At 45.7% G+C, this 26,005-nt stretch carries 28 protein-coding genes and 1 pseudogene; 25 read left to right on the forward strand and 4 right to left on the reverse strand.

Going from position 1 to position 26,005, the window contains the following annotated elements; translation table 11 throughout:
* Window positions 1-20 precede the first annotated feature (20 nt).
* The 21 genes from C7R92_RS33465 (at window position 21) to C7R92_RS27760 (ending at window position 15,360) form a co-directional block, all read left to right on the forward strand.
* Window positions 21-131, forward strand: a complete 111-nt coding sequence (locus C7R92_RS33465; RefSeq protein ID WP_412678992.1) for a putative holin-like toxin — start codon at window positions 21-23, stop codon at window positions 129-131.
* 278 nt (window positions 132-409) lie between these two features.
* Window positions 410-970 carry a hypothetical protein gene (locus C7R92_RS27680; RefSeq protein ID WP_106836372.1) on the forward strand — a complete coding sequence of 187 codons (561 nt, stop codon included), beginning with the start codon at window positions 410-412 and terminating at the stop codon, window positions 968-970.
* Between the two features lie 27 nt (window positions 971-997).
* Complete coding sequence (locus C7R92_RS27685; RefSeq protein WP_106836373.1) at window positions 998-1,990, forward strand: XkdQ/YqbQ family protein; 993 nt, start codon at window positions 998-1,000, stop codon at window positions 1,988-1,990.
* Window positions 1,987-2,418, forward strand: coding sequence for a DUF2577 domain-containing protein (locus C7R92_RS27690; protein ID WP_015891799.1), 432 nt, complete (start codon window positions 1,987-1,989; stop codon window positions 2,416-2,418). The genes C7R92_RS27685 and C7R92_RS27690 overlap by 4 nt, the downstream gene beginning before the upstream one ends.
* Entirely contained in the window at window positions 2,415-2,852 is a 438-nt protein-coding gene (locus C7R92_RS27695; protein ID WP_106836374.1) for a DUF2634 domain-containing protein, read from the forward strand. Before C7R92_RS27690 ends, C7R92_RS27695 begins: the two co-directional genes overlap by 4 nt.
* Entirely contained in the window at window positions 2,845-3,591 is a 747-nt protein-coding gene (locus C7R92_RS27700) for a baseplate J/gp47 family protein (RefSeq protein ID WP_106836375.1), read from the forward strand. Before C7R92_RS27695 ends, C7R92_RS27700 begins: the two co-directional genes overlap by 8 nt.
* On the forward strand, window positions 3,588-4,313 hold the full coding sequence (locus tag C7R92_RS27705) for a hypothetical protein (RefSeq protein ID WP_106836376.1): 726 nt from the start codon (window positions 3,588-3,590) through the stop codon (window positions 4,311-4,313). Before C7R92_RS27700 ends, C7R92_RS27705 begins: the two co-directional genes overlap by 4 nt.
* A gap of 12 nt (window positions 4,314-4,325) precedes the next feature.
* On the forward strand, window positions 4,326-4,847 hold the full coding sequence (locus C7R92_RS27710) for a hypothetical protein (protein ID WP_244195846.1): 522 nt from the start codon (window positions 4,326-4,328) through the stop codon (window positions 4,845-4,847).
* Window positions 4,848-4,859: 12 nt separating this feature from the next.
* Entirely contained in the window at window positions 4,860-6,932 is a 2,073-nt protein-coding gene (locus C7R92_RS27715; RefSeq protein ID WP_106836377.1) for a DUF4815 domain-containing protein, read from the forward strand.
* A gap of 2 nt (window positions 6,933-6,934) precedes the next feature.
* Window positions 6,935-8,056: a hypothetical protein gene (locus C7R92_RS27720; protein WP_106836378.1), complete on the forward strand. Its 1,122-nt coding sequence runs from the start codon at window positions 6,935-6,937 to the stop codon at window positions 8,054-8,056.
* A gap of 13 nt (window positions 8,057-8,069) precedes the next feature.
* A complete protein-coding gene (locus C7R92_RS27725; protein ID WP_106836379.1) occupies window positions 8,070-8,402 on the forward strand; it encodes a hypothetical protein in 333 nt (110 codons plus the stop codon).
* 16 nt (window positions 8,403-8,418) lie between these two features.
* On the forward strand, window positions 8,419-11,409 hold the full coding sequence (locus C7R92_RS27730; RefSeq protein ID WP_106836380.1) for an RCC1 domain-containing protein: 2,991 nt from the start codon (window positions 8,419-8,421) through the stop codon (window positions 11,407-11,409).
* Between the two features lie 14 nt (window positions 11,410-11,423).
* Window positions 11,424-11,588 (forward strand): hypothetical protein, encoded by a 165-nt coding sequence (locus tag C7R92_RS32135; RefSeq protein WP_158265778.1) that lies wholly within the window; start codon window positions 11,424-11,426, stop codon window positions 11,586-11,588.
* The gene (locus C7R92_RS32460) at window positions 11,585-11,737 is read left to right on the forward strand and encodes a CD1375 family protein (protein WP_167403236.1); all 153 of its coding nucleotides are present in this window, start codon (window positions 11,585-11,587) and stop codon (window positions 11,735-11,737) included. The genes C7R92_RS32135 and C7R92_RS32460 overlap by 4 nt, the downstream gene beginning before the upstream one ends.
* 118 nt (window positions 11,738-11,855) lie before the next feature.
* The gene (locus C7R92_RS32465) at window positions 11,856-12,032 is read left to right on the forward strand and encodes a hypothetical protein (RefSeq protein WP_164724554.1); all 177 of its coding nucleotides are present in this window, start codon (window positions 11,856-11,858) and stop codon (window positions 12,030-12,032) included.
* 72 nt (window positions 12,033-12,104) lie between these two features.
* Window positions 12,105-12,563, forward strand: coding sequence for a phage holin family protein (locus C7R92_RS27735; protein ID WP_106836381.1), 459 nt, complete (start codon window positions 12,105-12,107; stop codon window positions 12,561-12,563).
* A 2-nt stretch (window positions 12,564-12,565) separates the two neighbouring features.
* Window positions 12,566-13,387 (forward strand): N-acetylmuramoyl-L-alanine amidase, encoded by an 822-nt coding sequence (locus tag C7R92_RS27740; RefSeq protein WP_106836382.1) that lies wholly within the window; start codon window positions 12,566-12,568, stop codon window positions 13,385-13,387.
* The gene (locus tag C7R92_RS27745) at window positions 13,384-13,686 is read left to right on the forward strand and encodes a hypothetical protein (protein ID WP_244195847.1); all 303 of its coding nucleotides are present in this window, start codon (window positions 13,384-13,386) and stop codon (window positions 13,684-13,686) included. The genes C7R92_RS27740 and C7R92_RS27745 overlap by 4 nt, the downstream gene beginning before the upstream one ends.
* A 78-nt stretch (window positions 13,687-13,764) precedes the next feature.
* Window positions 13,765-14,055 (forward strand): MarR family transcriptional regulator, encoded by a 291-nt coding sequence (locus C7R92_RS27750; RefSeq protein WP_244195848.1) that lies wholly within the window; start codon window positions 13,765-13,767, stop codon window positions 14,053-14,055.
* A gap of 294 nt (window positions 14,056-14,349) precedes the next feature.
* Window positions 14,350-14,955 (forward strand): hypothetical protein, encoded by a 606-nt coding sequence (locus C7R92_RS31930; RefSeq protein WP_158265779.1) that lies wholly within the window; start codon window positions 14,350-14,352, stop codon window positions 14,953-14,955.
* A 51-nt stretch (window positions 14,956-15,006) separates the two neighbouring features.
* Window positions 15,007-15,360, forward strand: coding sequence for a hypothetical protein (locus C7R92_RS27760; RefSeq protein ID WP_244195849.1), 354 nt, complete (start codon window positions 15,007-15,009; stop codon window positions 15,358-15,360).
* 50 nt (window positions 15,361-15,410) lie between these two features.
* Here the strand turns inward: C7R92_RS27760 and C7R92_RS27765 are convergent, their stop codons facing one another.
* Both C7R92_RS27765 and C7R92_RS27770 read right to left on the reverse strand, forming a co-directional pair.
* Complete coding sequence (locus C7R92_RS27765) at window positions 15,411-16,115, reverse strand: hypothetical protein (protein ID WP_106836383.1); 705 nt, start codon at window positions 16,113-16,115, stop codon at window positions 15,411-15,413.
* Window positions 16,116-16,214: 99 nt separating this feature from the next.
* Entirely contained in the window at window positions 16,215-17,543 is a 1,329-nt protein-coding gene (locus C7R92_RS27770) for a sensor histidine kinase (protein WP_158265780.1), read from the reverse strand.
* A gap of 123 nt (window positions 17,544-17,666) precedes the next feature.
* Between C7R92_RS27770 and C7R92_RS27775 the strand changes: the two are divergent.
* Window positions 17,667-18,920: pseudogene (locus C7R92_RS27775) on the forward strand (SpoVR family protein); the annotation flags it as partial.
* Between the two features lie 64 nt (window positions 18,921-18,984).
* Here C7R92_RS27775 and C7R92_RS27780 read toward each other — a convergent pair.
* Together C7R92_RS27780 and C7R92_RS27785 are read right to left on the reverse strand one after the other, a co-directional pair.
* Window positions 18,985-19,752: an SDR family NAD(P)-dependent oxidoreductase gene (locus C7R92_RS27780; protein ID WP_106836385.1), complete on the reverse strand. Its 768-nt coding sequence runs from the start codon at window positions 19,750-19,752 to the stop codon at window positions 18,985-18,987.
* A gap of 28 nt (window positions 19,753-19,780) precedes the next feature.
* Complete coding sequence (locus tag C7R92_RS27785) at window positions 19,781-20,482, reverse strand: SDR family oxidoreductase (RefSeq protein ID WP_106836386.1); 702 nt, start codon at window positions 20,480-20,482, stop codon at window positions 19,781-19,783.
* Window positions 20,483-20,682: 200 nt separating this feature from the next.
* Between C7R92_RS27785 and C7R92_RS27790 the strand changes: the two genes are divergently transcribed.
* From C7R92_RS27790 to C7R92_RS27800, 3 genes are all read left to right on the forward strand, one after another.
* On the forward strand, window positions 20,683-21,615 hold the full coding sequence (locus C7R92_RS27790; protein WP_106836387.1) for a 3-hydroxyacyl-CoA dehydrogenase family protein: 933 nt from the start codon (window positions 20,683-20,685) through the stop codon (window positions 21,613-21,615).
* A 131-nt stretch (window positions 21,616-21,746) separates the two neighbouring features.
* Entirely contained in the window at window positions 21,747-23,729 is a 1,983-nt protein-coding gene (locus C7R92_RS27795; RefSeq protein WP_106836388.1) for a methyl-accepting chemotaxis protein, read from the forward strand.
* A gap of 216 nt (window positions 23,730-23,945) precedes the next feature.
* Window positions 23,946-25,925 (forward strand): methyl-accepting chemotaxis protein, encoded by a 1,980-nt coding sequence (locus C7R92_RS27800; protein ID WP_106836389.1) that lies wholly within the window; start codon window positions 23,946-23,948, stop codon window positions 25,923-25,925.
* The last annotated feature ends 80 nt before the right edge of the window (window positions 25,926-26,005 follow it).

Genomic DNA, 26,005 nt, shown 5'->3' on the forward strand with positions numbered 1-26,005 from the left:
GGGTGGTCGGCTCATCTCCCATGTCGGAAACGGGGGAGGTGACGCCTGTGACAGTGTTCCAAGCATTGACGTTGATGATTTCATTCGCAATGCTCGTGGTAGCGATCCTGTCTTTCCCAAAAAAGAAATAGACCTCCCTTGGGTCCAAATCCGGAGAGGTCTATCTCTAGTTAATCCTTGAGCCGCCCCCATGTAGGGAACGTCTGTTGTATAGGCCGTAGGTGCTGGAACACCTGCGGTCATTTTTAGTGTAATCCAGTTATATAACTTATATTACTGGATTTTTTCCATTACAGCAATTGTCAATCAAAATTGGACGTTTCCACTTAAATAGGCTACTAGATTTATAAAGTAGAAGCACACTCAAACGGGTGTGCTTTTTATGTTGAGAGGAGAGATAGAGAAATAAGTGAAATACAAACATCTTGAGTTCTGGTTAACCTGGAACAATAACGTTGAAAAGCTTCGTCTTCCTGTCATCCCGCCTAAAATAGCAGTAAAGATCGGGCATAGTTACATCGATATTGAACTGGTTGCCATTGGGGAATCTACTATCATCGGGGAGTCAACCTTGGAAGAGTATTCTTTTTCTACGTTTTGGCCTGAGTCATATGATCCGGGGTTGTGTGAATACGATGGTTTTCCGTCTCCAGAAGAATTTGTGGAGACTTTGAAACGGTGGAAAAATTCGGGTTACCCGATTCGCTTTACAGTAACAGAAAATGAACAAGATATTATCAATGTTCCAGTGACCATACGTGATTTTAGCTACGAATGGGACGGGTTTGACATAGATTTCAAGTTGGCACTGAAAGAGTATCGTTTCGTGACCATTGAGAGTACTGAGGTGAGTATTCCTTTCCAAACAACAGGTAAAGGGAAGCGGCCGGATACAAGAAAAGCGAAGGTGTCAGCCACCAAGAAAAAAGAAGAAAAAGAATCATTGGTTGACAAGTATAATTCACGATGAAATCTTGGGCGGAAAGGTGGGAGACTGATGCTGCCAAAATTTCATTACGAGGTTCGATTCCAAAAGCCGGGTAAGCAAGCGCTTCGCCTTCCCTTCTCAGAAGCAACATGGTCTGGGAGTCGTCAGGAAGCAAAGCGAACTCTGGCTGTTAAAACCAATAATGGACGGGACCGCTTTTGGCCTGATGTGAATGTAGATGAAGGGGACTTGATACAGTTGATTTCCTTTACGTCTGGCACTCCTCGCTCACTTTTCACAGGGATGATTGTTGACTTAGGGAGGACAGCAAAAGGAGATATCAATGCAGTAGCATATGATTTCGGCTTTTATTTACTAAATAACGATGTAGCTATGGTTTCAACAGGTGAAGCTGCCGATCAGCTTCTAAAGCGCATTTTCGCGCAACATGGCATTCCCGTTGGGGGTATCGGAGCAATGCCTGTCGTGGAAAAACAAGTCATTCGCGGAAAGAGTGTATGGGATGCAGTTGCAGACGTCCTCAATCAAGTATTTCGCTCTACTGGTGTTCGGTATTGGTGCTGGGTTGACCAAGGAAAGATTTATGTCGGAACACAGCGAGGGCAAACGATTCAGTGGAAAGTCCAGCAGGGAAGCGATCTATTAAACGCTGAACGTAAACGATCAATTGCAGACATGAGAACAGTTGTAAGAGTGGTCGGGAGCGACAGTGAATATATTTCTGTCCTGCATGATGAAGTTGATTCTATCAACGCTAAACGATATGGACATCTTGTTAAGGTTATAGAAATTCAAGATGAAGACCGGGGAAACAAAATTATGGTGGCTAAGCAAGAATTACAGAATCTAAATCGGGTCAAGGAGCAGGCATTGGTCACATCCTTGGGAATTGATGATGTCATTGCCGGGACAAAAATAGAAGTCTACGAGGAAATCACGAAACTGCAAGGGGTGTTTACTGTTTTCGGCGACAGCCATACGATACGACCTGGTTACCATGAAATGAAACTCGATTTGCAGATGGAGGTGAATGGAAAGTGAATGGCTTTCAAAAGCTTGCTCAAGTTCTTTCAGGTGCCAATCAAACACAAGGAGCTGGCGGGGCAAATCCACCCCCAAAGGATGTACGGATAGAGTTGGCAACTGTCATTAAGCCCCCACCAGATTTGAAAATCTTGATAGATGGTATGACAGAACCAATTGGGAAGGAGTTTATTACTGTCTTAGAACATTTGACTAGACATACACGAATTGTCACGATTACGCATCAAGAAAAAGCAGAGCGTGATCTGGGTGACATGAAAAAGGAAGATTTTTTAGACACGGATGACTTGGCTGCGCCGTTTACTTCGTTCAAACATAACTATTTGTTACTGCAATTTGAGGACGTTTTGAAATTAAACGATAAAGTACACGTGTTATCTGTGGACTCTGCCTATTACATTCTAGATAGGGTGAAACGCCCATGAGTATTTTTCCGGTTTTCCCGGTGACAGATGATAGCCCAGCACGGGAACTACGTCCCATTAAAAATGTTCTCAGGACGTATAAGTTTGATTTCGAAACAGGGCAGTTTGCCGTGCGACCTGACGGCAAGTCATTAATGATTGATGGAGAAGAGGCATTACTCCAAAAAGCCACAAAAGCATTACATACTGATCGCTATATGTTTTCTATTTATTCCTCAGATTATGGGAATGAACTGAAAGAGTTGATCAGGAGTGATGGAACGAGAGCGTGGAAGCAGGCAGAGGCTAAGCGCTTAGTACGCGAGGCATTGGAATATTTGTACGGGATAGAGCGTTGTGAAAAATTCTCTTTTCAGTGGGAAAGTAACATCCTGAAAATTTTCTTTGAAATCATAACTGAGGAAGGGGTGTTGGAGATGGTGATCGATGTCTGAAACTAATCTTAGCTTTTTGGAAAGCTCAACTTTCGAACGAATTTTATATGACATGCTTCTAACTGTCAAAGAAGATGTAGACAGAAGTGAAGGCTCGATTATATACGATGCTCTTGCTCCGATTGCAAAAGCGCTTTTTAAGCATCAAACGGAACGTGGCAAGATTATCGAACAGGCCTTTGCTGTAACTGCAACGAGGAAGTACCTAGAGCTCATGGCAATAGATTACGGGTTAGCACTGGATAAAAACGAGCCTACGGAGGATTTACGCAACCGAATATTGCGCCATAAACGTAATCCTGAGCGTGGGGGAGCGTTATCTGACTATGAGCGCTGGGCGCTGTCAATACCTGGTGTAAACTACGCAAGGGGACTGAACCTGATAAGAGGGATCGGCACTGTTGACCTGGTTGTTGGTGGCACCATCCCTAACTTATTGGAGACAGTTCGAGAATTAATCGATCGTCGTAAAACTCCAGGGCTTGATCTTGTCGTTAGGCATGTCAGTAGACAAACTGTACCGATTGAAGTTGTGGTAACAGGAATAGACAAAGAAAAAGCCAGACAAACAATATTGGCATATACCAATTCGATTGGAGTCGGAGGAACGCTGTTTTTAGCGCAGATATTTGCTGTATTAGTTGGTGCTGGTGCAACGGATGCCAAGATTTTATTACCAACAACGAGCATTACACTAAAGCCAGATGCTCAAATTGACGCGGTGGTGACGGTCGTATGAGCGAAAATCAGGTTAATGCTCTGATGAGTGAATTACCTAGTTACTATAAAAAAAGTAGACATATGCGTGCGATTATGAGCGCTGTCTCCGACTATTTGCCAGTGGATAGTGATATATGGAAAGCCTTTTTTCTTCACCTCATGTATGAGGACTCCTTAGAGCTCTGGAGGCGCGAATTAGATGCCGCCGATGATGAGGACCTGCTTGCAAAGCTGAGAGCAACCAATGGCAGGATGACAGTAGAATCCATTCTTTCACAAGGATATGGCTTACAAGAATCTTATCGCCTCATGCCGGAGGATGGTGTTGAACTCTCTGAGTTTGGAGTGATGGCAGATGGTTGGGAGTTTGCCCCGTTAACAGCAGTCATCTTCACAACGCCTGAGACACTTGGTGTAGCACAAGGAATTGTCAAATTAATGGGACCAGCAGGCTTTCGATATTTATTTTCGATTGCGTTATCCCACAAGATCGAGTATGAACGAGGATCAGCAAGTCAAAGCATGGATAGATATGGGGCAATCCTTACCGCTGACCATGGGGATGATGAGCTGAGCGGTAAGGAAAAAATGACAACCCACTCGCGAACGCATTATTCATTTCAAAACATCAAACATGACCGCAAGAGTTGGTGGTCACCGAATGTATTTTTTACGGATGACGTAACGTTTGCTGACGAAGTGTTCTATATTCAACAATCAAAGGTTACGAAAACAATATAGGGGGTGTAGGATTTGCCTTCAAAAACAAGTGATGTAAAAGGCATGAAAACGTATCAGACCTTTAATCTGTTCAAAGACAGGAATGTGTTTATCGCTGTGGGAAAAACGTCTCCGTGGAATCCTGAAAACCCTGAGAAGGTTCCGGATGTTTCCTATGGTCAGACGATGACAGAGATTGTTGCGTTGAAGCGAGCTGACCAAGTGAGGTTTGTAACGCCAGATGATACAAATGGAACGATCATACAACTTGGTCAGAAGTGGCGCATCATTGAGGAAGTTGAAGCGCGGGCAATTGATTGCCGTTGGCTATATGTACAGGCATGGTTGAGGTATGACGAGTTTCCGATATGTAATTATCGTCAAACAGGAGTATATGCTGGCACGATCTTGGTAGATGGGTTACCAGTAAATAAACAAGTAGTCAAACCGGATGAAGTGAAGGATATGGGTTTCTTGTTAGCTGTGACGAATCAGTCGCCACTACAACGGGAAGTCAACCATCGGGAAAGCATTGAATATATCTTGGAGCTGTAAAGGAGGGTAACGATGGCAAAGGAAGTATACAACCGATTTGATCCAACGAATAGATGGAAGTCTGTTGATTTTGTCGGCGGTCGCCGGGTTCAAACTGCTGAGCTAAACGAAATGCAGGCTATGTCACTCTATCGGGATAAGCAAATAGGGGACGTAATTTTCGGATCAGGTCACATCTTAGAGGGCGGGCAGTTATTGATTAATAAGGAGAAAACGCTCGTCATCGTATCGGCAGCACGGGTATATCTAGGGGGAATCATCCACGATGTACCGGAAACAACACTGACGATAAAGGGAACTGGAGAGGAAAGCATTGGGTTGCGGGTCAATCCACAAACAATCACATACGAAGACGACCCAACCCTGTATGATCCAGCGGTTGGGTTTTCTAATTATGGCATGCCTGGTGCTCAGCGAACCATTTTGAAACCGATTTGGGTAGTAGATGATCCAGAAGCAACTCATATGTATCGGCTGGTGAGCGGAGAACTCATCACATCCAAATTACCCCCTGAGCTTGAAGGCTTCACCCCGATTCTAGCTCGTAGAAGCTACGACACAAATGGTTCATTTTTGGTCTCAGGAATGGATGGATACATTGAGCCGAAGGATGGTGCGAACGTAACGCTCGTAATCGACGCGGGCAGAGCCTATGTTCTTGGGTATCAAATTGATAAGTTGGTTCCTCTGCGATTTGCCATACCCAAAGCATTGGATACCCGTGTGGTTGTTAACGAAACGAAGACGTATCTGTCTAATACATCCTTTTACTCGCTAAATTCAAAGCCTGTGAAAGCTTTACAGACGGTTACAGCAACAGTAGAGAAGACACAGACAATTACTCGGGGAAATGTGGCAGGAACCTCAGACCTTTTACCAATGACACCTGTTGTAGATATTGTTTCCATACAGGCGGGCAGCACAAGTTATGTCAAAGGGACAGACTTTCAACTCTCAGGCGATGCCGTAGACTGGTCATTGGCAGGTGCTGAACCTTCAGGTGGGACGTCGTATTCAGTCACGTATCGCTATACAAAACTTATGGTTATTGGGACAGATGTAACGTTGGAGAACAACGGGGTAAAGTGGCTTGGTAGTGATCGGCCTGTACCGAACTCGACTTTCCAGACGACCTATGAGTTTTTTCTCGGGCGGAAAGATGTTTACTACCTTACTTACCAAGGCGAAGTTCATGTCATCCATGGTCAATCGGACATGAATCCTTACCCGCCTTCCTCACCACCAGATGTCTTGGAGTTGGGAGAACTTTATCTACCGCCAAATTCAGATGCTGTTGTGGTTACGAATCGCAAGCCAAAACGTTTGACGATGCTCGAGCTGCGTTCTCTCCTAGATCGTTTGGAACGAGCAGAGTACAACCAAGCGGTGGCAGACCTCGACCGGCAGGCGCAAAACTCTGATCCGTCACTTGTGAAAAAGGGTGTTTTTACAGACAACTTTACTAATTTCGAACGCTCCGACGTTACTCATCCTGAGTTTGATGCAATGATTAACCCGCGTGAAAAAACGGTACAGTTAGCAGTTGAGAATAGTTTTATAGAAATGCAAGTAAATCAGGCTGCATCTACAGTGCGATTCCATGAGCGGTTAATTACCTTGCCATATACCGAAGAGGTGCTCATTGATCAACCTTTTGCAACAGAAACCATGAATGTGAATCCATATCAAGTATTCGGGAATTTGGCCACAATTCGTTTGACTCCTTCTCATGATACCTGGGTGGAGACGTCAACAGTTACACAATCCGTTTGGGGATGGTGGGCTGACTGGAGATCGACAGGAACCACTCGGACTGAAACAAAGGTCATTTTAGATGAACAAGTTCCATTCATACGGCAGCGTGAGGTAACAGTGGTCGGGGAAGGTTTTGAACCGAACAGTGACAATATCAAGGCGACATTTGATGGCATCCCGGTAAACCTTACTCCGATAAACGGATCGGCAGCCGGTACGCTGCCCAACACAGTGAGAGCGAATGCCCAAGGACGATTCAGTTGCACATTTATGATCCCAGCTAATGTACGCACAGGAACCCGTGAAGTCTATTTCTGGAACGAGGTGTAAGGATGGTTACCAAACAAAATGAAGCGAAAGCGTCTTATGTAGGGACTGGTAGGAAGCAGGTGGTCGAGCAGACATTTTGGCAGATTCCATCTTGGCGACTGACTGATCCACTTGCACAAACCTTTATGCTTACAGATGAGCGGTTTGTGACATCAGTTGATTTGTACTTGGGCACGAAGGACCCGGTAGCGGACTTAACGGTACAACTTCGCACAGTAGTGAATGGTTATCCTTCTATGACGATCTTATCTTCAGTCGCGATCAATTCTTCTCAGGTGAACGTATCCAATGATAGTAGTAGGGCAACAAAGGTAAGGTTTCCTGAGCCGATCTTACTACAGGCGAATACGGAGTATGCGATCGTGCTTCTGACACCTTCTAGTCAATATAGAGCGTTTGTAGCGCGAATGAGTGCACAAGACCTCATATCTAGGAAAACTGTTTCACGCCAGCCATATGACGTGGGTGTCCTGTTTTCAAGCTCCAACGGTTCGGCATGGACAGCACATCAGGACTCCGACTTGAAGTTTAAGCTTTACGGAGCAAAATTCATGAACGACGCAAAACTCCAATTTAATCCGGTGTCTGCCAACCAAGTGACTCAACTTGTCCTTTCAGCAAGTCAACTTGTACCTCGAAATTCGGCGCTGTTGTGGCAATACTCCATAGATGAGCGAAATTGGTATGCACTTGATGATCTGGATGTGACATGGTTAACGCAGCCAACGAACAAGGTGCATGTACGGGCTTTATTTAAGACATCTGGTTCGTCACCAGTCGTCCAGTCAAGTGTAAGTCTAATCCCGATGGCTTATAAAAAGAATGGCGTATATTTGAGTCGAGAAATTACAGCAACGGCCCCGTTTACGAAAGTTACTGTATACGTGGAGTTGAGTACACCAAGTGGTACGTCACAAACTGTTGAATATTCCATCGATGGTGGGAAGACATGGACGGCTATGGGATCAGCAACCGAACAAACGCCTATTGATGACGAGTTTACGCGATTGAAGTTTGAACGCACTGTTTCATCCTCCACAAAGCTGAGGATTCGGATAAAGCAGAACACGACTGTGAAGACAATAACTCCGAAAGCGCGGGCATTGATGGTGCATACCTCATAAGGATGTGACGTAAATGAAGAATCGTATATCTATCGATCCAAGCGCCCCTGACAGTCTTTTGACAGGGGCCAAAAAAATCAACGAAAACTTTGATCAGATCGATTCAAAAATAGAGCAATTTGAAACTGTAGCAAAGTCAGAGATAGCTCATCTGCATAGGAGGGCAGATATTAATAAAAAAAACATTTTGGAAATGGCTCTTGAGTTGGAGACCGTAAAAGGGGCAGTTTTAAATGGGTTGACAAGCAATATTTATATTGAATCATTTATAGATTTAGAAGATGTCAACCTATTGAACGGGGCTACGAAGCATGACAGCACGAATAAGAAAGTGTACCTAGCGTAGAAAGGATGATGAATACATGGGCTATCCAACGGGAATAGAAAACATTCCCTTTATTAAAACAGGTAAGCGTACGACTACGATAGATGCCCACACGTTTCCAGACGACATTGTTCACGTAGCCGTCGGTCTTTATTCTTCGTCTTCTAGTTTGTATGGCGTTGTTTTGGCAAATGGCGATTTATACATTAAGTCGAATACGGGCATGACGAATCAAGACGCTATAAATTTCAGAAGTGCGTATGGTTTTACGGGAAGCTGGCAGAAGTTTAAGACAGGAGTAGCAAAAGTCGATACAGGCGGGCCGTACCTTCATGTTCTGTATAAAAACAGAACGCTTGAACGGTACATCAGTTCAAACACTATGCCTACCAACCTGGGAACGGCTCAAGCGATGTGGGACGGGATTAACAGCGAATTCGTTTATGTTAAAGCCGACGGTACGTTAAATAACACAGTTTTCCCGACAAACAAAAGCTATGTTGCGGTACGTATCGGGCAAAGAGGTACAATGGCACTGGCAAGTGACGGTACGTTATATTACGTATATTCATCCAGTGTTGTACAAATCGGCACCAATGTAAAAGAAATGTCTATGTCGGGTGGGAGTACAGGACGACTTAACTATTTGAAACATGATGGTACAGTATGGTCAGCCGTCGCTGTAGATAACCCGTCATTTGCACAGGTAACGGGCTTCCCTTCATCGGTTAAGTCATTGGTAGACGTAGTAGACGGACAAACCTATGCACTATTGGTAGATGGTAGCGTTTATCGCTGGTCAGCTCCGGGGGCTGCGGTTGCAACGTCTATCGTAACTGATTCGGGCTGCATTTCTATTTACGGAGATGGGGGGGGATTTATCACCAATAACATTCCAGGGAAGCCAATACCCGACCATATCCCAGATACGCTGCGGGTGGGGAAGCGACCCGTTTTCGAAGCAACAATAAATGACGATGTAGAAAACGACTCCCAGGCATTCGTTTTGCAGTTGGCGACAAACAGCGCGTTTACCGAAAACCTTTTGGATTTCAGAAGCGACTTTAGGATAGAGGGCTGGGAAGCCTTCGACGGCACCGTATGGGACACTTTTCAACCTGGCGGCAAAATCCGGCCTGCGCAGCTAGTAAGGGACTACGGTTTCGAAGGAGTTCTCGGAGGAATTTGGAAATGGGACGTAGGACCGCTGGGTACGGGCGACAAAATCAACAATGCGCACGAACAAAAGCGTAACGGAAACTACTCACTACGAATTGTTGCGGCCAGCGGAAACAATATCGGCGTACAGCAGGAATTAAAGGGCTGGAAACCAGGGGATAAGGTAACTCTAGACGCCTACGTTAATATCACGAAATACGCAACTGGAAGGCTAAACGTCGATTTAGTGGCGTATGATGCGAATGGTAAGAACTTGATAGATACATCCGGTATCGTCGTTGAAGGTATAACGACAGGCTTTACGAAAATTTCAGACTCCAGCATAACGATACCAGCAAACACTAAGACCTTACTGGTACGGGTTTTTGTAGATGGTGCACCGAATATGACTGCATACATTGACGATGTAACCGTATTAATAGATGGGGTGAAGAAGTACAACAAAGTTCGCTATACCATAGGGGTAGACGCTTACTACGGAGAACCGCTTACCGAAGGAAAGACTTACTACTGGCGAATGGCTGCGAAGGATGGCCTTACGGGTACGTTGTCAGAATGGACGGATCAACAGACGCTTACAAACCGATTGGGGACAAGCGGGAAATGTGAGAGCGCAGCAGATTGGGGCGCGTACAATTGCACCGTTATAACGGATACGACAAACAAAGTAGATGGTAATGCCAGTATTAAGGTAACGGCTACCAATAAAAATGTAGCCGCAGCTTATAAGGACGTAGGAGGATGGAAAGCGGGCAAGTATTACGTAATTCTAGGTTTTATTAAAAATGGAAACGCGGAAAATGGGGCGCGTATTATACCGAGCGGGCCTACATATAGTGCTAGCTGGCAAATCTATGACAAAACGAAATTTAATTTCTACTGGTGTAAAACCGCACCTACGACCGACTATCCTGGCAATCTGGATTTAGGTTTTACACCGACCGAAGCAGGGCAGTACGCCTACTTTGACCAGGTAAGGGTGTATGAAATCTCGAAGGCTGAATATGAGCTGATTAGTGTTGATCCGTCATGGAGTGGTGAACTGCTGGCCCTGCGTTACCCGTATGTCGATAATACCCAGACCATCCAACGTAAAACACGGATACGCTGCGGAACAACACTGGCACTACAAACAAAGCCAATCAAAACGACGGCCCCTGTAGATCGAAGCGTTTTTTCAAAATTTGCGACGCTACCTATTCACGTACCAGCAGTAAAACGGGTAGAAAACACCGACTCAAGAATCACGTACAGCAGCGGGGGGCTTGCCTGGAACAACATTAACTATGTAGACGCTGGAAGCAGCCAGGGAACAATTGCATACATAGCAGGGGTAGCCGGGGCCTGGGCCGAGCTGTCTTTTATCGGTACAGGCATTCGCTTTGGCAGTTGGTTAAGCCCTTGGTATGGGCTGGTAGACGTTTATATAGACAATGTGCTGGTTAAAACCGTCAGTCAGTATGTACCTGAAGGGTACGTAGGCAATACAAAGCAGCAAGTCGTTTATGAAAACACGAAATTACCCTATGGGCCGCACAAAATTAAGATCGTCAATCGAAATGAAAAAGCAGACCCCGCAGCACTAGGGATGAGCTGCGCCCTGGACTTCTTCGAAATCTTGGACACAAAGGCTCCAGCCGTCTTAACTGTCCAATCTTCAAATAATGCAAACGACGCAAACCCGACCTGGGAGGATGTAACGGACGTCTTTTTATCTGGAGACTATTTCAGATACAAGAACCTGATTAAAACCGCACCTGACTGGGGCTTGGCGCTAAAGATTACGGTAGATGCAAAAGAACGGCTAGGTCCGATAGAAATTGACGGTTTCGGGATCAGTTACGAATAGGAAGGTGCGAAGCCATGGGCAGACACTTAAAACAAACCGATTTGGCTCAACTACGTACAAGTGAGCAAGCAAAGGTAAATATAGAGCTCCAATCGGCTTATGAAGCGATAGCTGCATTACATGAGACTGTTGAGGTATTGCAAAAAGAAGTTCAAACATTAAAAGGGGGTGAAAAATGATGGTGGTAAAATATATGATTCCGGTTTATGCCTACTTAGTAAAATGCGGCTGGTCACTAGAACCGACTGGGATGGAAGCAGAAAAAGTAATTCCGGAACCCTACCGCTTACCTGTTGCTGAACACTTAGCTACAGTACAAACAACTTAACGCCTTCTCTCAAAAGAGCGAAGGTGTTTTTTTATGGGGAGCTGCTCCTTCTCCTTTGAGACTTTCCCGGAACCCAGAGCGTCTTATCTTTTAAGAATGAATCAGGGGAGGACATTACATGAATGGTGATATTGGATTCACATGGGACTGGGGAAGTTTTCTTTGGTTAATCATTTTCGTATGGCTGCCAGTGAGTGTAGTCACTTATCTTCTCATACGAACATGGTTCAAGAAAAAAATGAGCGAACTAGAGAAACGAATCGAGAAACTTGAACAAGAAGGTTCAACAAAATAAGGATTTCATAGGGGAGCTGCTAACGCGGCTCCTTTAATTTTTGCCCCGTGGGGGTGAGGAGAAGATGAGCTGATGAAATTTCTTCAAAGCCTAGAAAACGTAGCAACCCCAGCAAACGCTTGGGCGACAACAGCGGGTGCAATCGTGTCTCCCGTTTTTCATTATCTATACGGTACAAACCGCCAAGACATCCTGATTGTGCTCTTTTTCATGATTGTCTTGGATTGGATCACAGGTATTTCCGCAGCAAAAAAAGATCAATCCTACTCGTCTGATTATGGCCTATCCCGAATCCCACGGTCGCTATTTCTTTTTGCACTGCCTGCCGTAGCAAATTTGCTGGATCGGGTGATGGGCACGCCCGGATTTCTGTTTTATGGAGTCACTTTCGGTCTACTCTATCACACATGGAACAGCCTCACAGCAAATGCTCACCGAGCTGGCTGGCCTGTTCCGAAATCGATTGTTAACTTGGTCGGATCAGAGATCAAAGCAAAGGCTGAGAGAGCCGCAAGAAAGGAGCAGAAATAAAAATGAATATGACTATTCAAGGTGCGCGCGTGGTCGACGTTCGCTCCTCTTTACCACGCCACAAAACACTAAAGTATGGACGGCGTAAGCTGACGGATATCCGTTCGGCAGCCGTCCATCATTCGGCTACATTGAGCGGATCACCGGAGGCATTCGCACGCTATCACGTTAACACAAACGGCTGGCCGGGCATTGCCTATCATTATGTGATTCAAAAGGATGGGGTGATTTATTGGTGCAACGATCCAGAGGCAATTTCCTACCATGTCGGTAACAGCAACCGTCATGCGTTAGGCATATGCCTTGTCGGGGACTTCCGGACACAGAAACCGACGCCTGAGCAACTTGATGCCGCCAATCGCCTGATCCAGCACTTGCAGGTACAGATTCCATCCATGAAGCAGGTGTTTGGTCACCAGGAGTACCCCGGCTATGCGTGGAAAAACTGTCCTGCATTCCCGATGGGTACATTCCGAACAAATTACTCACAATTCTTGCAAAAAGCTGTGAGTAAAGTGGATAAGCCAAAGCAAGTCCCGGTTGCAATCAGCCTGAATGGTTCGTTGTTATCGGTGACTGGTTTCCTACAGGATGGTGTATCCATGTTACCTGTCAGAGCGGTAGCTAATGCTGCTGGCGGAAAAGTGGAGTGGATTGAACAGACGAAGGATGTTCGTGTTAACGGCAAAGACCTAAACGAAAAGCTCATTTCGGGATCGGCATATGCTCCAGCTCGTGAGCTGGCTGCTGCACTTTGTCTACAAATCGAATGGGATCAAGCAACAAAAACAGTTCGGATGATGAAAGGAAGTGTTAGTAAATGATGATGCTCGATCAAGTGGTAAGTTTCTTCGTGGAGTGGGGCTGGCTGATGGCTCTGCTCCTTTTTATTGGCGGTCTCATGGCTGCTGACTTCTTCCCTCGGGTATATGCGTTTATGGCGCATATCGAAAGCAAATATCCACAGTTTGAAACATATTTGTTTACGAAAGAGCAGGAGCTCATTGGAAAATATGATCAACTCCCATCGCGAATAAAAAGTGGTTTTGCTCTCATTGGTGGAAAGGTCGCGTGGGCATGGCTGGTGACAAGGATGTATCGATATTTAAGAGAACGGACTTAGAGAACAGAAAACACTATTAAGTAAAAGATTTAAGCTGAATGCCCTTCTTCGGAGAAATCCGGGGAGGGCATTTTTTGTTTGCGTGTTAGCATTCTGTTCGCATGTAATACAAACAAACGTTCTTATTTGGAGGGGTGGCGCTTGCTCACGGATATTGAGCGCAAGGTATTACGAATTATAGGAAATTACTATGCGATGAAACCGAGACCTCCGAGTATCGACGAGATATGCGTAAAGACCGGGCGTGATCGCGAAGGTGTAATGACAGTGCTTGAAACGTTGACGCGCGAAGAATACATCGAGTGGAAGAGGTCGGAGCCTGACAAGATGGAAGTCATTGAATCGTGGGAGCGAAAGGGACGGAACTGACGATCAGCAAAGGATAACTCTACAATGAAAGCTTGAGTGTTTCCAAAGCTAGCTGTTGTGTCCTTCCCTCCACAAATAGCCTGAGAAATGGTTCATTGCCTAAATCACCCAGTAGACATTACTGAATATATATGAGTAGGCACCAATCACCTGAATCACCTAAAATTTGTAAACGAAAGGAGTAAAGATATGGGTTGCTTTAATTGTTTTAATAGACAACCACCACGAGGTTGCCCAGGTATTTTTCCAGTACAATGTAATTGTCCCCCCGGGCCGCCAGGCCCACAAGGCCCAATGGGCATACCAGGCCCACAAGGGATACCAGGACCACAAGGGATACCAGGAGGTGGAGGATTAATTCCATTTTCAACGGGGATCATCCTCGTTGGTGCTACAGTAGTCTCAGCTGCTCCAAGGTTAATGGGTTTTGGTAGTTCTGCGGTTGAAGTTATTGATGGTTCTGGAGAATCAACTATGCCACCCGAAGCAGGTGGTTTTGCTTTCCCCATTCCCTCTGCGGGTATCGTTTCAAATTTACAAATAAGTGCAGATTTATTGGTTGCTGCTGTGACTTCTATAAATACGCTCGGCCTTCAATATGATTTTACAGTATTCCGCTCACCGTCAGTTCCTAATAATGGGATTGATCATCCCACTTCACCTTACGTGACCACTCCTCTGACTAGTTCGGTTAGATTTGGATTTCCGAATAATGTTATTACACCTGGTATCCCAAACGGTTTCCGTACCGCAACGAATAAAAATGACGTGGTATCATTAGTTGTCGCTGAGGGTGATCGTATTGGTATTCGTGTAAGGACTCTTGCGGCGACTGATCCCTCAGCAGCCGATGTAACCCAACTCTCATTTAGTGCCAGTCTATCTTATACTCCTTCTTAATAAGCCTCCAGCATCGTAATCCCCCACACATACGCAAGTGTTGCCAGAGATATGGAGGGTGTAGTCGCCAAGCTGAAAGACGGGCGATACCATTCGGATAAGCGGACAGTCAATTTCATAAAGGTAATCAACTACACGTATGCTGATGTCCATATTGCCGGCTGGCGTAAAGGTGACTTTGGATGGCTGGCCCATGTGAACGGACGACCTGTAGGTGTAATTGAACTTGGTGTTCCCCCTACTCACAAGCAGGCGTTTTATGGAGTGGCGAAACAGTTGATTACTGGTGAGGATCGTGAGTATGTTTACATTCAGCAGCAAATAAAAGCACGTGTCAAAATGCGAAACTGGACAAAGAGCGGCATGCTTCGTTCACCAGTATTTGTTGATTTTATTCTTGCATAGTAAAAAGCCGTCCCTGTTTAGAGGAGACGGTTTTTTTATTAGTACCTATACTATTGCTTTTCCCACTTGCCGTTTTCCAGTACGAACTCTACAGCCGTGTTCGTTCCATCCGCGTACTGTCTCAGTATGTACAGACTTTTGCCGGACTCGTGCAGATGGATTTGAGGCTTTTTATCACCTACCTGGGTCTTAGTCAACGCTCTAATCTCTTGATACAGGTCTGGATCAATGTCAAAAACCTCGCCTTTGTTAATTGGCGCGTATCCATCCAAGTCTACGCCAGTGTCAGCAGCGATCTCCGTAGCTCGTTGGGCGAGTAGATTGTTGTGTGCTTTCGCTTCTTCTTGCGCCTCTTCGTCGCTCAACTTGACGAATTTCCAATCAGTCGGATTATATGCGACTGTATCCTCCGAATATTCGGCATCGGTCTGTTTCCTGCCTACCGTCTCAAAGTGATCCGTTTCGACTTTATACCTGATCTTGTGTCCATGCACATCAGTATATGTGCTTGATGCCCTGACAGAGCCTTCCGCGTCGTCTACGTGTTCATCGCCTTTATACAAGGTTGATTGCGTTGACAGCTTTGCTTGCGGGTCATCGTTGAGTGTTGTAGCGTAAAACTTTATCGTGTAATCCTCTTTTGTCGAACTCTTTATAGTCACATATGATTCATACTCTGTAATTTTTGCCGATGCGCTATTTGCGACGAGCAGAGTTAACCCTAGAACTAGGGGAATTGCAATCTTATTCCGCATTATCAAAACACCTCTTTACCTAATTTTTCAAATATACCTAATTATACCATTTACTTAAAATAGAGAAATAGTTTCTTTTTCCTATACGGCAATTGGACGTTATAGTAATCTCTTAATCACTGGAACTGTAACAGTAAAGCGAGTGATACCCTCTTGAGAATATACTTTGATTGTACCGTAGTATTTCTTAACAGTTGCGTGGACTACTGGAAGACCTACACCTTGACCCCCGTATCTTGTAAAGCCAAGTTCAAAAAGGTGTTGGAAGTCCTCTGCCTGAATGGTAGGCCCGGTGTTTTCAATGGAAACAACCTCTTCATTTCCTTCAACGCCCCATTTAATGATTATTTTTGGATGTTCAACCTCTATCGTTGCGCGAATCGCGTTATCTAATAGATTACTGAAAACAGTGACCATATCGATATCTTTCCACCCCAGCAGCTGGCCCGCATTTGGAGAGAGATGGAACTCGAACTCGATAGATTTGGAAGCACATTCAGACTTTTTCCCCATTAGTAGTGCAGCCAGAGGCTTGCTATGTACATCTTGGAAACCCTGAGCTATTTCTTCCGCTTGATCGATAAGGCTGTTAATGTATTGTAAAGCTTCCTCTTTTGTTCCAAGTGAAATTAGGTTCTTGATCGCAGTGTATTGGTTGTGAGCGTCGTGTCTAATTTTTGATGTATTGAGGGCAAGATCATTCAAATAATCGAGGTACGGTGCTTCCGTTTCTTTCTCTACATGTGCAATTTTCGCTTTAATATACTTCCAAACGAAAAATGTTGTACACCCGGAAAAGACGAGCGCAAGAAACTGATAAACGGGTAAGTCTTCGGTTTCCTTTGCAATTTCATATGATGGAATATTAGTAACAATAGATGAAGCGTTTAGCAGCAAAAGCAGTCCTAGAGTTAAAAAGACAAATACAATGATTAGACCTAAATAGTGATCATAGTGACGTCCCTTTGTGTGCAATAGGTCCCCGAGATTCCAATTAATTGTCCGAATAAAAATCCCAACCGATAATAAGCTGACAAGGTAAATCCAGCTATAAAAAATACGTGTGGGAGAAAATGAGCTAAATTGTCCCATATCTATACCGATTCGTGCATATACGCTGGATATAACAAGTTCAAAAATGACCATCAAGCTTGCTGATGTTATTCCCATAAGTATCGCTGTTTTGATGCTGTATCCAAGAACAATCCAAAACAAAAAAATCAGAAATAGAATGAAAAGGGAAATTTTTAGGTAGTAGTCTACCCCGAATGAATCTAAAACAAAGACCCAAAACGCTAATGTCACTGATGCAATCAGAAGCTGTTTCCATTGCCGCAGTATCGGCAAATGAAAAAAGGACAGCCCATTGAATATTAAAACCGCTGCTTCGGGTAAATTGAAAAGAAATACCAGCAATAATCGATCCATTCGATTTCTCCTCTGCCAAAACATAAAAGCGCCACATTACCTAATATTAATTAACCGCTTTTAGTCCTGTTAACAAAAGAGGATATTTTTTGAACGTTTATGCAGTTTTCATATGACTGATGATTCGCTAAGTCCTTCTACCGGATGAAACTGCAATATGACCTGAATCTGAGCAAAATCTACGAGCTCGTCATCAACTCCAATCCTTGTTACGCGTTTCTTTTGGACGGCAATTCCTTGATCCAAAACAAGCTCATTGTGGCTCACGTGCTTGCTCACTGCGACTTTTTCAAAAATAATGTGCGCTTCTCCAACACCAATCGGGATATGGTCGAAAGCATGGCGGCCAGTGGAGAGCGGATTCGTCAGTATGAGATCGAGTACGGCAAGGATGCTGTCGAGAATTTGCTCGATGCGAGCTTGGCGATTCAGGAACACATCGATCCGAGCTTGCTACGTCCAAAGCTGCGTTGGAAACGAGAACCAGAGGAGCCGAACAAAAAGACGAGGAACGGACGGCAATCTCCTTATGACGATCTCTGGGGATTGGACCGCAAAGCAAAAGAGGAAGCCGAGCCGGTAAAAGCACCACGCAAATTCCCGCCAGAGCCGGAAAAAGACCTATTGCTGTTCATTATGGAATACAGCAATATCCTAGACGATTGGCAACGGGATGTGCTGACGATCATTCGAGATGAGATGCTGTATTTCTGGCCGCAGATGGAAACGAAGATCATGAACGAAGGCTGGGCCACCTACTGGCATATGCGCATCCTGCGGGAAATGGAGCTGACGGAAGCGGAGACGATCGAGTTTGCCAAGCTGCATTCCTCCGTCATTCAGCCTTCGACGACGAGTATTAACCCGTATCATTTGGGTCTGAAAATTTTGGAGGACATTGAAAAACGCTGGGATAATCCGACGAAGGAAGAGCAGGAGCGCTTCGGGCGCAAGCCAGGAGAGGGACGCGCGAAAATTTTCGAGGTGCGTGAGCTGGAGTCCGACATCAGCTTCATTCGCAACTTCCTGACCAAGGACCTCGTCAGTGATCTAGACTTGTATATGTTCGGCAAGCAGGGCAACGATTGGGTTGTCGCGGAAAAGCAGTGGGAACAGGTACGCGATGGTCTTGCAGGCACACGGGTTAACGGGGGATTTCCTTATGTACTCGTGCATGATGGGGATTACTTACGCTCCGGAGAGCTGTACTTGAAGCATCATTTCGAGGGGCTGGAGCTGGATGTCAAATACGTAGAAAAAACATTGCCTTACGTCTATACCTTGTGGGGGAAATCCGTTCACCTGGAATCGATGGTGGAGGATCGACAAGTGTTGTTTACGTACGACGGCAAGAAAGTGCACCGCCGCTTTTTATAGGAGAAAAAAGGCCGCATGCCCGGTGGAAGCTGACCGAGCGTGCGGCTTTTTCTACGTGTCCGAACTAGGACAACTGATCCGTAATTCCGATGTGACTGCTGATCCCGCCGTCCATGGTGATGCTCGCTCCGTTGATGTACCCGCTATGCGGTCCGACGAGATGATAAATCATCTGGGCGATTTCCAACGGCTGAGCTACGCGTTTCACCGGGCTTTTGACGATGACTCGATTCATGTAATCCGAAATATCCTCCGGACGTACGCCCATCGCGGTATCCACATATCCCGGACAGATGGCATTGCAAGTAATCCCATGCTCTCCCCATTCCGCAGCTATTGTTTTTGTATAGCCGATCATGCCGTGTTTGGAAGCGACGTAGGTGGAAGAATGTGCAGAGCCTAGCAAGCCCTGAATAGATGCGATGTTTACGATCCGCCCGAAGTTCCTTTCTTTCATCTTGGGCAACAGGTTTCTGCAAAACAGGAATACACTCTTCAAATTGGTATTCATGATCCAATCCCATTCTTCATCGGAGACTTCGTCCACCCGGTGGAATGGACCGCCCACTCCTGCATTGTTGACCAAGATGGTGATATCTCCGAAATGCAATTCCGCAAGCTGGATGGCTTCTTCAACTTGCGCTCGTTGACCGACATCACAGCGAATGGACAAGGCTTGACCGCCTGCCTGATTAATTTCTTGGGCGACTATTTGTGCCTTTTCTTCTTGTACATCAAGAACAGCGACACGGACCCCATGCTGAGCCAAAAGCTTTGCTGCTGCGGCCCCAATCCCATTGCCTGCTCCTGTGATCATTGCTACTTGCTGCATTTGTAAACTCTCCTTATTAATCTGTCATCTAGAGAATGCCTTTAGGAGGAAGGATTTTGACTTCATCGATTCGAACGTGTAGGGGACGGGAGGCGATATCTAACACGGTATCTGCCACATCTTTTGGTACGAGCATCGCACTCGGATCAAAAAAATGCCGGTCCTCCGTCATGTTTGTATGAACGGCGCCGGGAAAAATGGTAGAGACCCTTACATTGTCGTTTTTCCATTCTTCATTGCAAATTTGAGAAAAGCCTTGGACGGCAAATTTCGAAGCACCATAAACGCCGTTTTCCGCAATGGGAATATATCCGGAGACACTCGCGATATTGATGATTCGGCCTCCGTGAGCTTTCATTACCTTGTATCCTTCACGGCTGCAAAGAAAGAGTCCGGTTACATTGGTGCGGAAAACATTCTCCCATTCTTCTAAGCTTGTTTGTTCAACAGGCTTAAACACGCCGACTCCTGCATTGTTGACGAGGACATCTAGACGTCCGTATAACCTTTGTATTTGCGCAAATAGGGCAAGTACACTTTGCTCGTCTGTCACGTCCAGCTGTATATTCGTCACACTTCCAGGTTCAGCGTGTGCGATCTCGTTCGGATGAGGCGCGGATCGAGAGGTTGCCCAAACAATCGCTCCTTCTTTTGCCAGAACATTTGCCATTTCAAGACCCAATCCTCGACTGGCTCCTGTGATGACCACGATTTTATTCAGTAGTTTCATGTGTACCTCCATATACGAAACATCCATCCAATAATTGGATACTTATATGTTGTTTAATGGTACAGAAATTTGACTTCCCCAGCAAGCGCCATAGGGATGAATTTCGGTAAAAGTAGTAGGAATTTGCTGGGCAGGAACTAGGTATTTGATCGTGGAAAGCTTTGTTAGTAAACCTATTTCACCCCTGGGAGGCTCTTTCTATGGAAAAGCATGCGGCTGTTATCGGATCAGGTGTTATGGGACATGGAATCGCGCAGCTATACGCATTGGCTGGATTTCGTGTTTTTCTTTATGATTTGCAGGAAGCGTTTTTGATGAAAGCGAGAGCTAGCATCGAGCACAGTCTTTCCCTTCAGGTTGCAGAGGGAGTGATTGCAGACCAGTCTAGAGTAACGGCGCTCGAGCATATTGTCCTGACCACGGATTTGCGAGCGGCAGTATCTGATGCAGAAATCATCACAGAAGCGGTACCAGAAGTCATCGAGCTAAAGTGGGAGCTGTTTGAAAAGCTGGAGCAATACGCGAGGCCAGATGCGATTATTGCTTCCAATACGTCTACGTTTTCCATTGCACGATTGATCGAAAAAGCAACTACGCCACAACGCTTTATCATTACACATTTTTTCAATCCAGCCCAATTGGTTCCGTTGGTTGAGGTAGTCAGGCACGAGAGCACGGCGCAGGAAGTGGTTCACAAGACGATGCAGCTGATGGAAGAGATCGGGAAGTCCCCAGTTTTGCTGAAAAAGGATGTACCGGGCTTTATCGCCAATCGGCTGCAAACAGCCTTGATGAGAGAAGCTTTTCACTTGCTTGCAGAGGGTGTGGCAGATGCAGCCCAGATCGATACGGTGATGAAGGATGGAATTGGCTATCGTTGGGCTTTTGTCGGGCCTATTGAGACGATGGATTTTGGTGGACTCGATACGTGGAAGCGTGTGATGGATAACCTGGCGCCAGAGCTGGATGCTTCGACAAAAGCACCCGCCATTATTGAAGAAAGAGTAGCAGAAGGCAATCTCGGTACCAAGACCGGAGCAGGTATATACTCGTATATGGATACGTCTGTCTCAGAAAAGCTTCGTGTACGTGACGAACAGTTCATCCGCTTGGGGAAAATGAATCGCGGTTGAAGTGACTTACAGAAAAATACTTTATTCGTAAAAAATTCACTACATACGCATTCATTCCTAGCCGATATTAGATTGGGGTTATATCATGGAAAAAATTTCCCCAATACAACCTAGAAAGTAGTTGAGAATGAGTGAGAGTTCGCTTAATAAATTGGAGTAGAAGCTTTAAAACGAGGTTAATCTCATCCTTCCTGTTAATTCTGCTTGTTCCTACTATTGTCGTTGGAACACTGGCTTCCAATCAGGCGAAGCAGGAGATGGAAAAGGAGATCTTGAGCAGCGCCAAAGAAAATGTCGGGCTGGTCAATTCGATTGTGACGAGTACGTTTAAACCCAAGCTGGATACTATTGAGTTTTTAGCAAAAACCATTAACAAAAGCATGTATCCTACCAAAGACAGTGCAGCGCTCGTTATGCCGCATCTGGATATTTACAGTGGAATGCTTTCGGACACGAATGGCGTAGGTTTGGGCACAGTGGACGGACAGTATTATCAATCCCCGAAGGTAACAGTTAAGGCTGGCTTTGATCCGCGAACGAGAGAATGGTACAAAAAAGCGATGGAAAATAAGGGGAAGGCTGTCATTACCGAGCCGTATGTCTCAGCAGCATCAGGCAAAGTCATCGTTACCATTTCTAAAACGACGGATGATGGATCAGGTGTAGTCGGCATTGTGATGGGCGTCGAGCAGATCAAAGGTCTGGCGGACATGGTCAGTATCGGAAGCGACGGTTACGTCATGATTTTGGACAGCAACAAGAAGTTCGTTGTTCATCCTGAAAAAGAGTCTGGCACTGTGGCTGAAGAGAGCTATTTTGAAAAAATGTATGAAGGTGCATCAGGTGACTTCCGTTATGACGAGCAAGGTAACGAACAAGAAGTGCACTACACGACGAATGAGTTGACTGGCTGGAAAATCGCTGGAAAGCTGGATCGTTCGGAGATACTAAACTCTGTACAGCCTATCTTCACCTTTACGTACGCGACAATCGCCATTTGCTTGATTGTAGGAGGACTGATCGTAACCGTTGTTCTTCGCTCGATTATCCGATCGATTCAAGCGGTCAAGGTACATGCAGTCAAAGTGAGTGAGGGCATACTGACGGAGCCTATCCAGGTTCGATCCAATGACGAGATTGGGGAGTTGGGCCGCGCGTTCAATACGATGCAAGACAACCTGCGCACGCTTATTTCAAATGTAGAGACAAGAGCAGAACAAGTGGCCGCTTCGTCTGAGCAATTAACTGCGAGTGCGCAGCAGACGAGCATCGCCACTGAGCATGTTGCCACAGCCGTGCAAGAAGTTGCTGGCAGCGTAGAGAAGCAAACGAATGGAATTGACCAAAACGTCCACTCTCTCCAAAATATATCAGCCGGCGTAGCGCAAATTGTAGAGAGTGTGCATGGATTGACGGATATCGCTGAGCAAACAACCATTCACGCTGGTGAAGGCGGCGAATCGGTTCAGAAGGTGATGGGCCAGATGAACTCGATTCACGCATCTGTGGAACAGCTCAATCACATGGTCCATTCCCTTTCTGAACGTTCCAGAGACATTGTTGCCTTCTCCGAAGTGATCAGTGGAATTTCGCAGCAAACAAACCTGCTGGCACTGAATGCAGCGATCGAAGCGGCGCGGGCTGGCGAGCATGGCAAGGGGTTTGCGGTTGTAGCAACAGAGGTAAGGCTGTTGGCGGAGCAATCGCAGGAATCGGCCAAGCAAATTTCCGACCTTATCGTAGAAATTCAACGCGATACGCAAGAATCCGTTGAGACTATGGAGAAAGTCAGACGCGATGTCTCGGAAGGCTTAAGGATTTCCAAAGGTACGATTGATAAATTCGAGGAAATTTTGACAAGCACGAAACAAACAAATCCTCGTATCGAGGAGGTCTCGTCGATCGCTCAACAAATCGTGGCAACTGTTGCGGAAGTGAAGGTAACAGCGAACGAGTTGGCGATGATTGCAAAAGGCAATGCTGAGACCGCAGAGGAAGTAGCCGCTTCTACAGAAGAGCAGCTCGCATCGATGCAAGAAGTCTCAGCCTCTGCCCAATCTCTGTCATCGTTGGCAGAAGAGCTAAATGCGATGATTAATAAATTTCGCTACTAAATAGTCATTCAATATCGACCGTCCTGTCTATCATACATAAGCAGGGCGGTTTTTCTATGGCCTCGGGGGCCGTATACTCCCCGCTTTTTTTATATCTATTACAGTTCTATATATTTTTTACTTCATTAAGTTTCCTTCGTTACCGATATAAAAAATTAGGACTTCACCAACATGAATCGTTTATCCAAATACAACTTAGAAAGAAGATGAAATGAAGTGAAAGTTAACCTTAGGAATTGGTTCAGAAGCTATCGAACCAAACTTATCATCACATTTCTCTTGATTCTGCTAGTCCCTTCCCTTGTCGTGGGAAGCCTGGCTTACCATCAAGCGAAACAAGAAATTGAAAGACAGATCATGGACAGCGCGAACGAAAACGTCGATTTGGTCAACTTCATCGTCAGCAATACGTTTGAGGGCAAAAAGAAGGATGCTGACTATTTGGCAAAAGATATCACACCTAGCGTGAAATCAGCTGATGTTCAAGAAGAAATCATGCATCATCTGGAGATGTATATGGGTATGCATGCGGAAGCGTCCAGTATCAGTCTGGGAACGGTTGACGGACAGTACTTCCGCGCTCCCAAGCAAGAAGTACAGGCAGGGTTTGATCCGCGTACGAGAGACTGGTACAAAAGAGCGATGGAAAACAAAGGGACTGTCGTCGTGACAGAGCCCTATATTTCGGCGGTATCAGGTGAGGTTTTAGTAGCGGTAGCAAGAACGACGGAGGATGGTGCAGGGGTTATCTGCATTACAGTTGGGATTGAACAGATCAAACAACTGGCAAACTCAGTCAGCATCGGTTCCGACGGAGATGTCATCGTAGTGGACAGCAATAAGAAGTATGTCGTCCATCCGGAAAATCAGGCAGGAACGCTGGCACAAGAAAGTTATTACGATAACATGTATCAAGCAGAAACAGGTAAATTCAATTACGAGGAGCAAAGCATCCCGAAACAGATTTACTATGTGACGAATCCGGCTACTGGTTGGAAAATTGCCGGGTCGATGTACCTGTCTGAGGTTGAGGATGCTGCACAGCCGATTTTCGCGCAAACGTTTTGGACGATTACGATCTGCTTGGTGCTGGGAGGACTCATTGTAGCAGCTGTACTGCGTTCCCTTCTCCAGTCCATCCAGGAAGTGAAGATACATGCGGTCAGAGTGAGCCAAGGTATTTTAACTGACCCGATTAAAGTACGGTCAAACGACGAAATTGGTGAGCTCGGCCATGCTTTTAACACGATGCAGGATAACCTGCGCGCGCTCATTTCCGATGTCGAGGCCAGAGCGGAGCAAGTAGCAGCGTCTTCGGAGCAATTGACTGCGAGTGCGCAGCAGACGAGCATTGCAACCGAGCTTGTAACGACTGCTGTTCAGGAGGTAGCTGGCAGTGCGGAACAACAAACGAGCGGAATCGACCAAAATGTTCGCTCATTGCATGACATTTCGGAAGGGGTCACACGGATTGTAGAGAGTGTCAATGTGTTGTCGGATACTGCTCAGCAAACAACGGTTCAGGCAGAAGAAGGTGGCAACTTTGTCGCTCAGGTCATGAGTCAGATGAAGTCGATTCATGAATCGGTAGAGCAGTCGGATCGCATGACCAAATCGCTCTATGATCGTTCGAAAGAAATCGGTACGATCTCGGATGTCATCAGCGGAATTGCCCAGCAGACGAATTTGCTGGCATTGAATGCTGCGATTGAAGCGGCGCGGGCTGGTGAGCATGGCAAAGGCTTTGCGGTTGTTGCTACAGAGGTGCGCCTGTTGGCTGAGCAATCACAATTGTCGGCCAAGCAAATTTCAGAATTGATCTCAGAGATTCAGCGGGAAACTAAGCAATCCGTCGACAACATGGAAAAAGTCAGACTGGATGTTGCAGAAGGCTTGAACGTTTCGGAGGAGACGATTCACAAGTTTGAAGGCATCATGGAAAGCACCAGACTGACCAATCCACATATCGCAGAGGTCTCCGTGATCGCACAGCAAATCTTGGCTGCTGTTCAGGAAGTAACCGCGACAGCCAATGTGCTCGTCACCATTGCGAAAAGCAATGCCGAAACGGCCGAGGAAGTAGCAGCTTCTACCGAGGAGCAGCTCGCCTCCATGCAAGAGATCTCATCCTCTGCTCAATCCTTGTCGTCATTGGCGGAAGAGCTGAAAGTATTGATCAATAAGTTTACCTATTAATCTGTGTCCCTAAACAAACGAAGCGCCCTGTCTCTAGTCATACGAGCAGGGCGCTTCGCTGTATAGATGTGATAACATAT

Origin of the sequence: Brevibacillus porteri (assembly GCF_003013475.1) — a bacterium.
Lineage (GTDB): Bacteria > Bacillota > Bacilli > Brevibacillales > Brevibacillaceae > Brevibacillus > Brevibacillus porteri.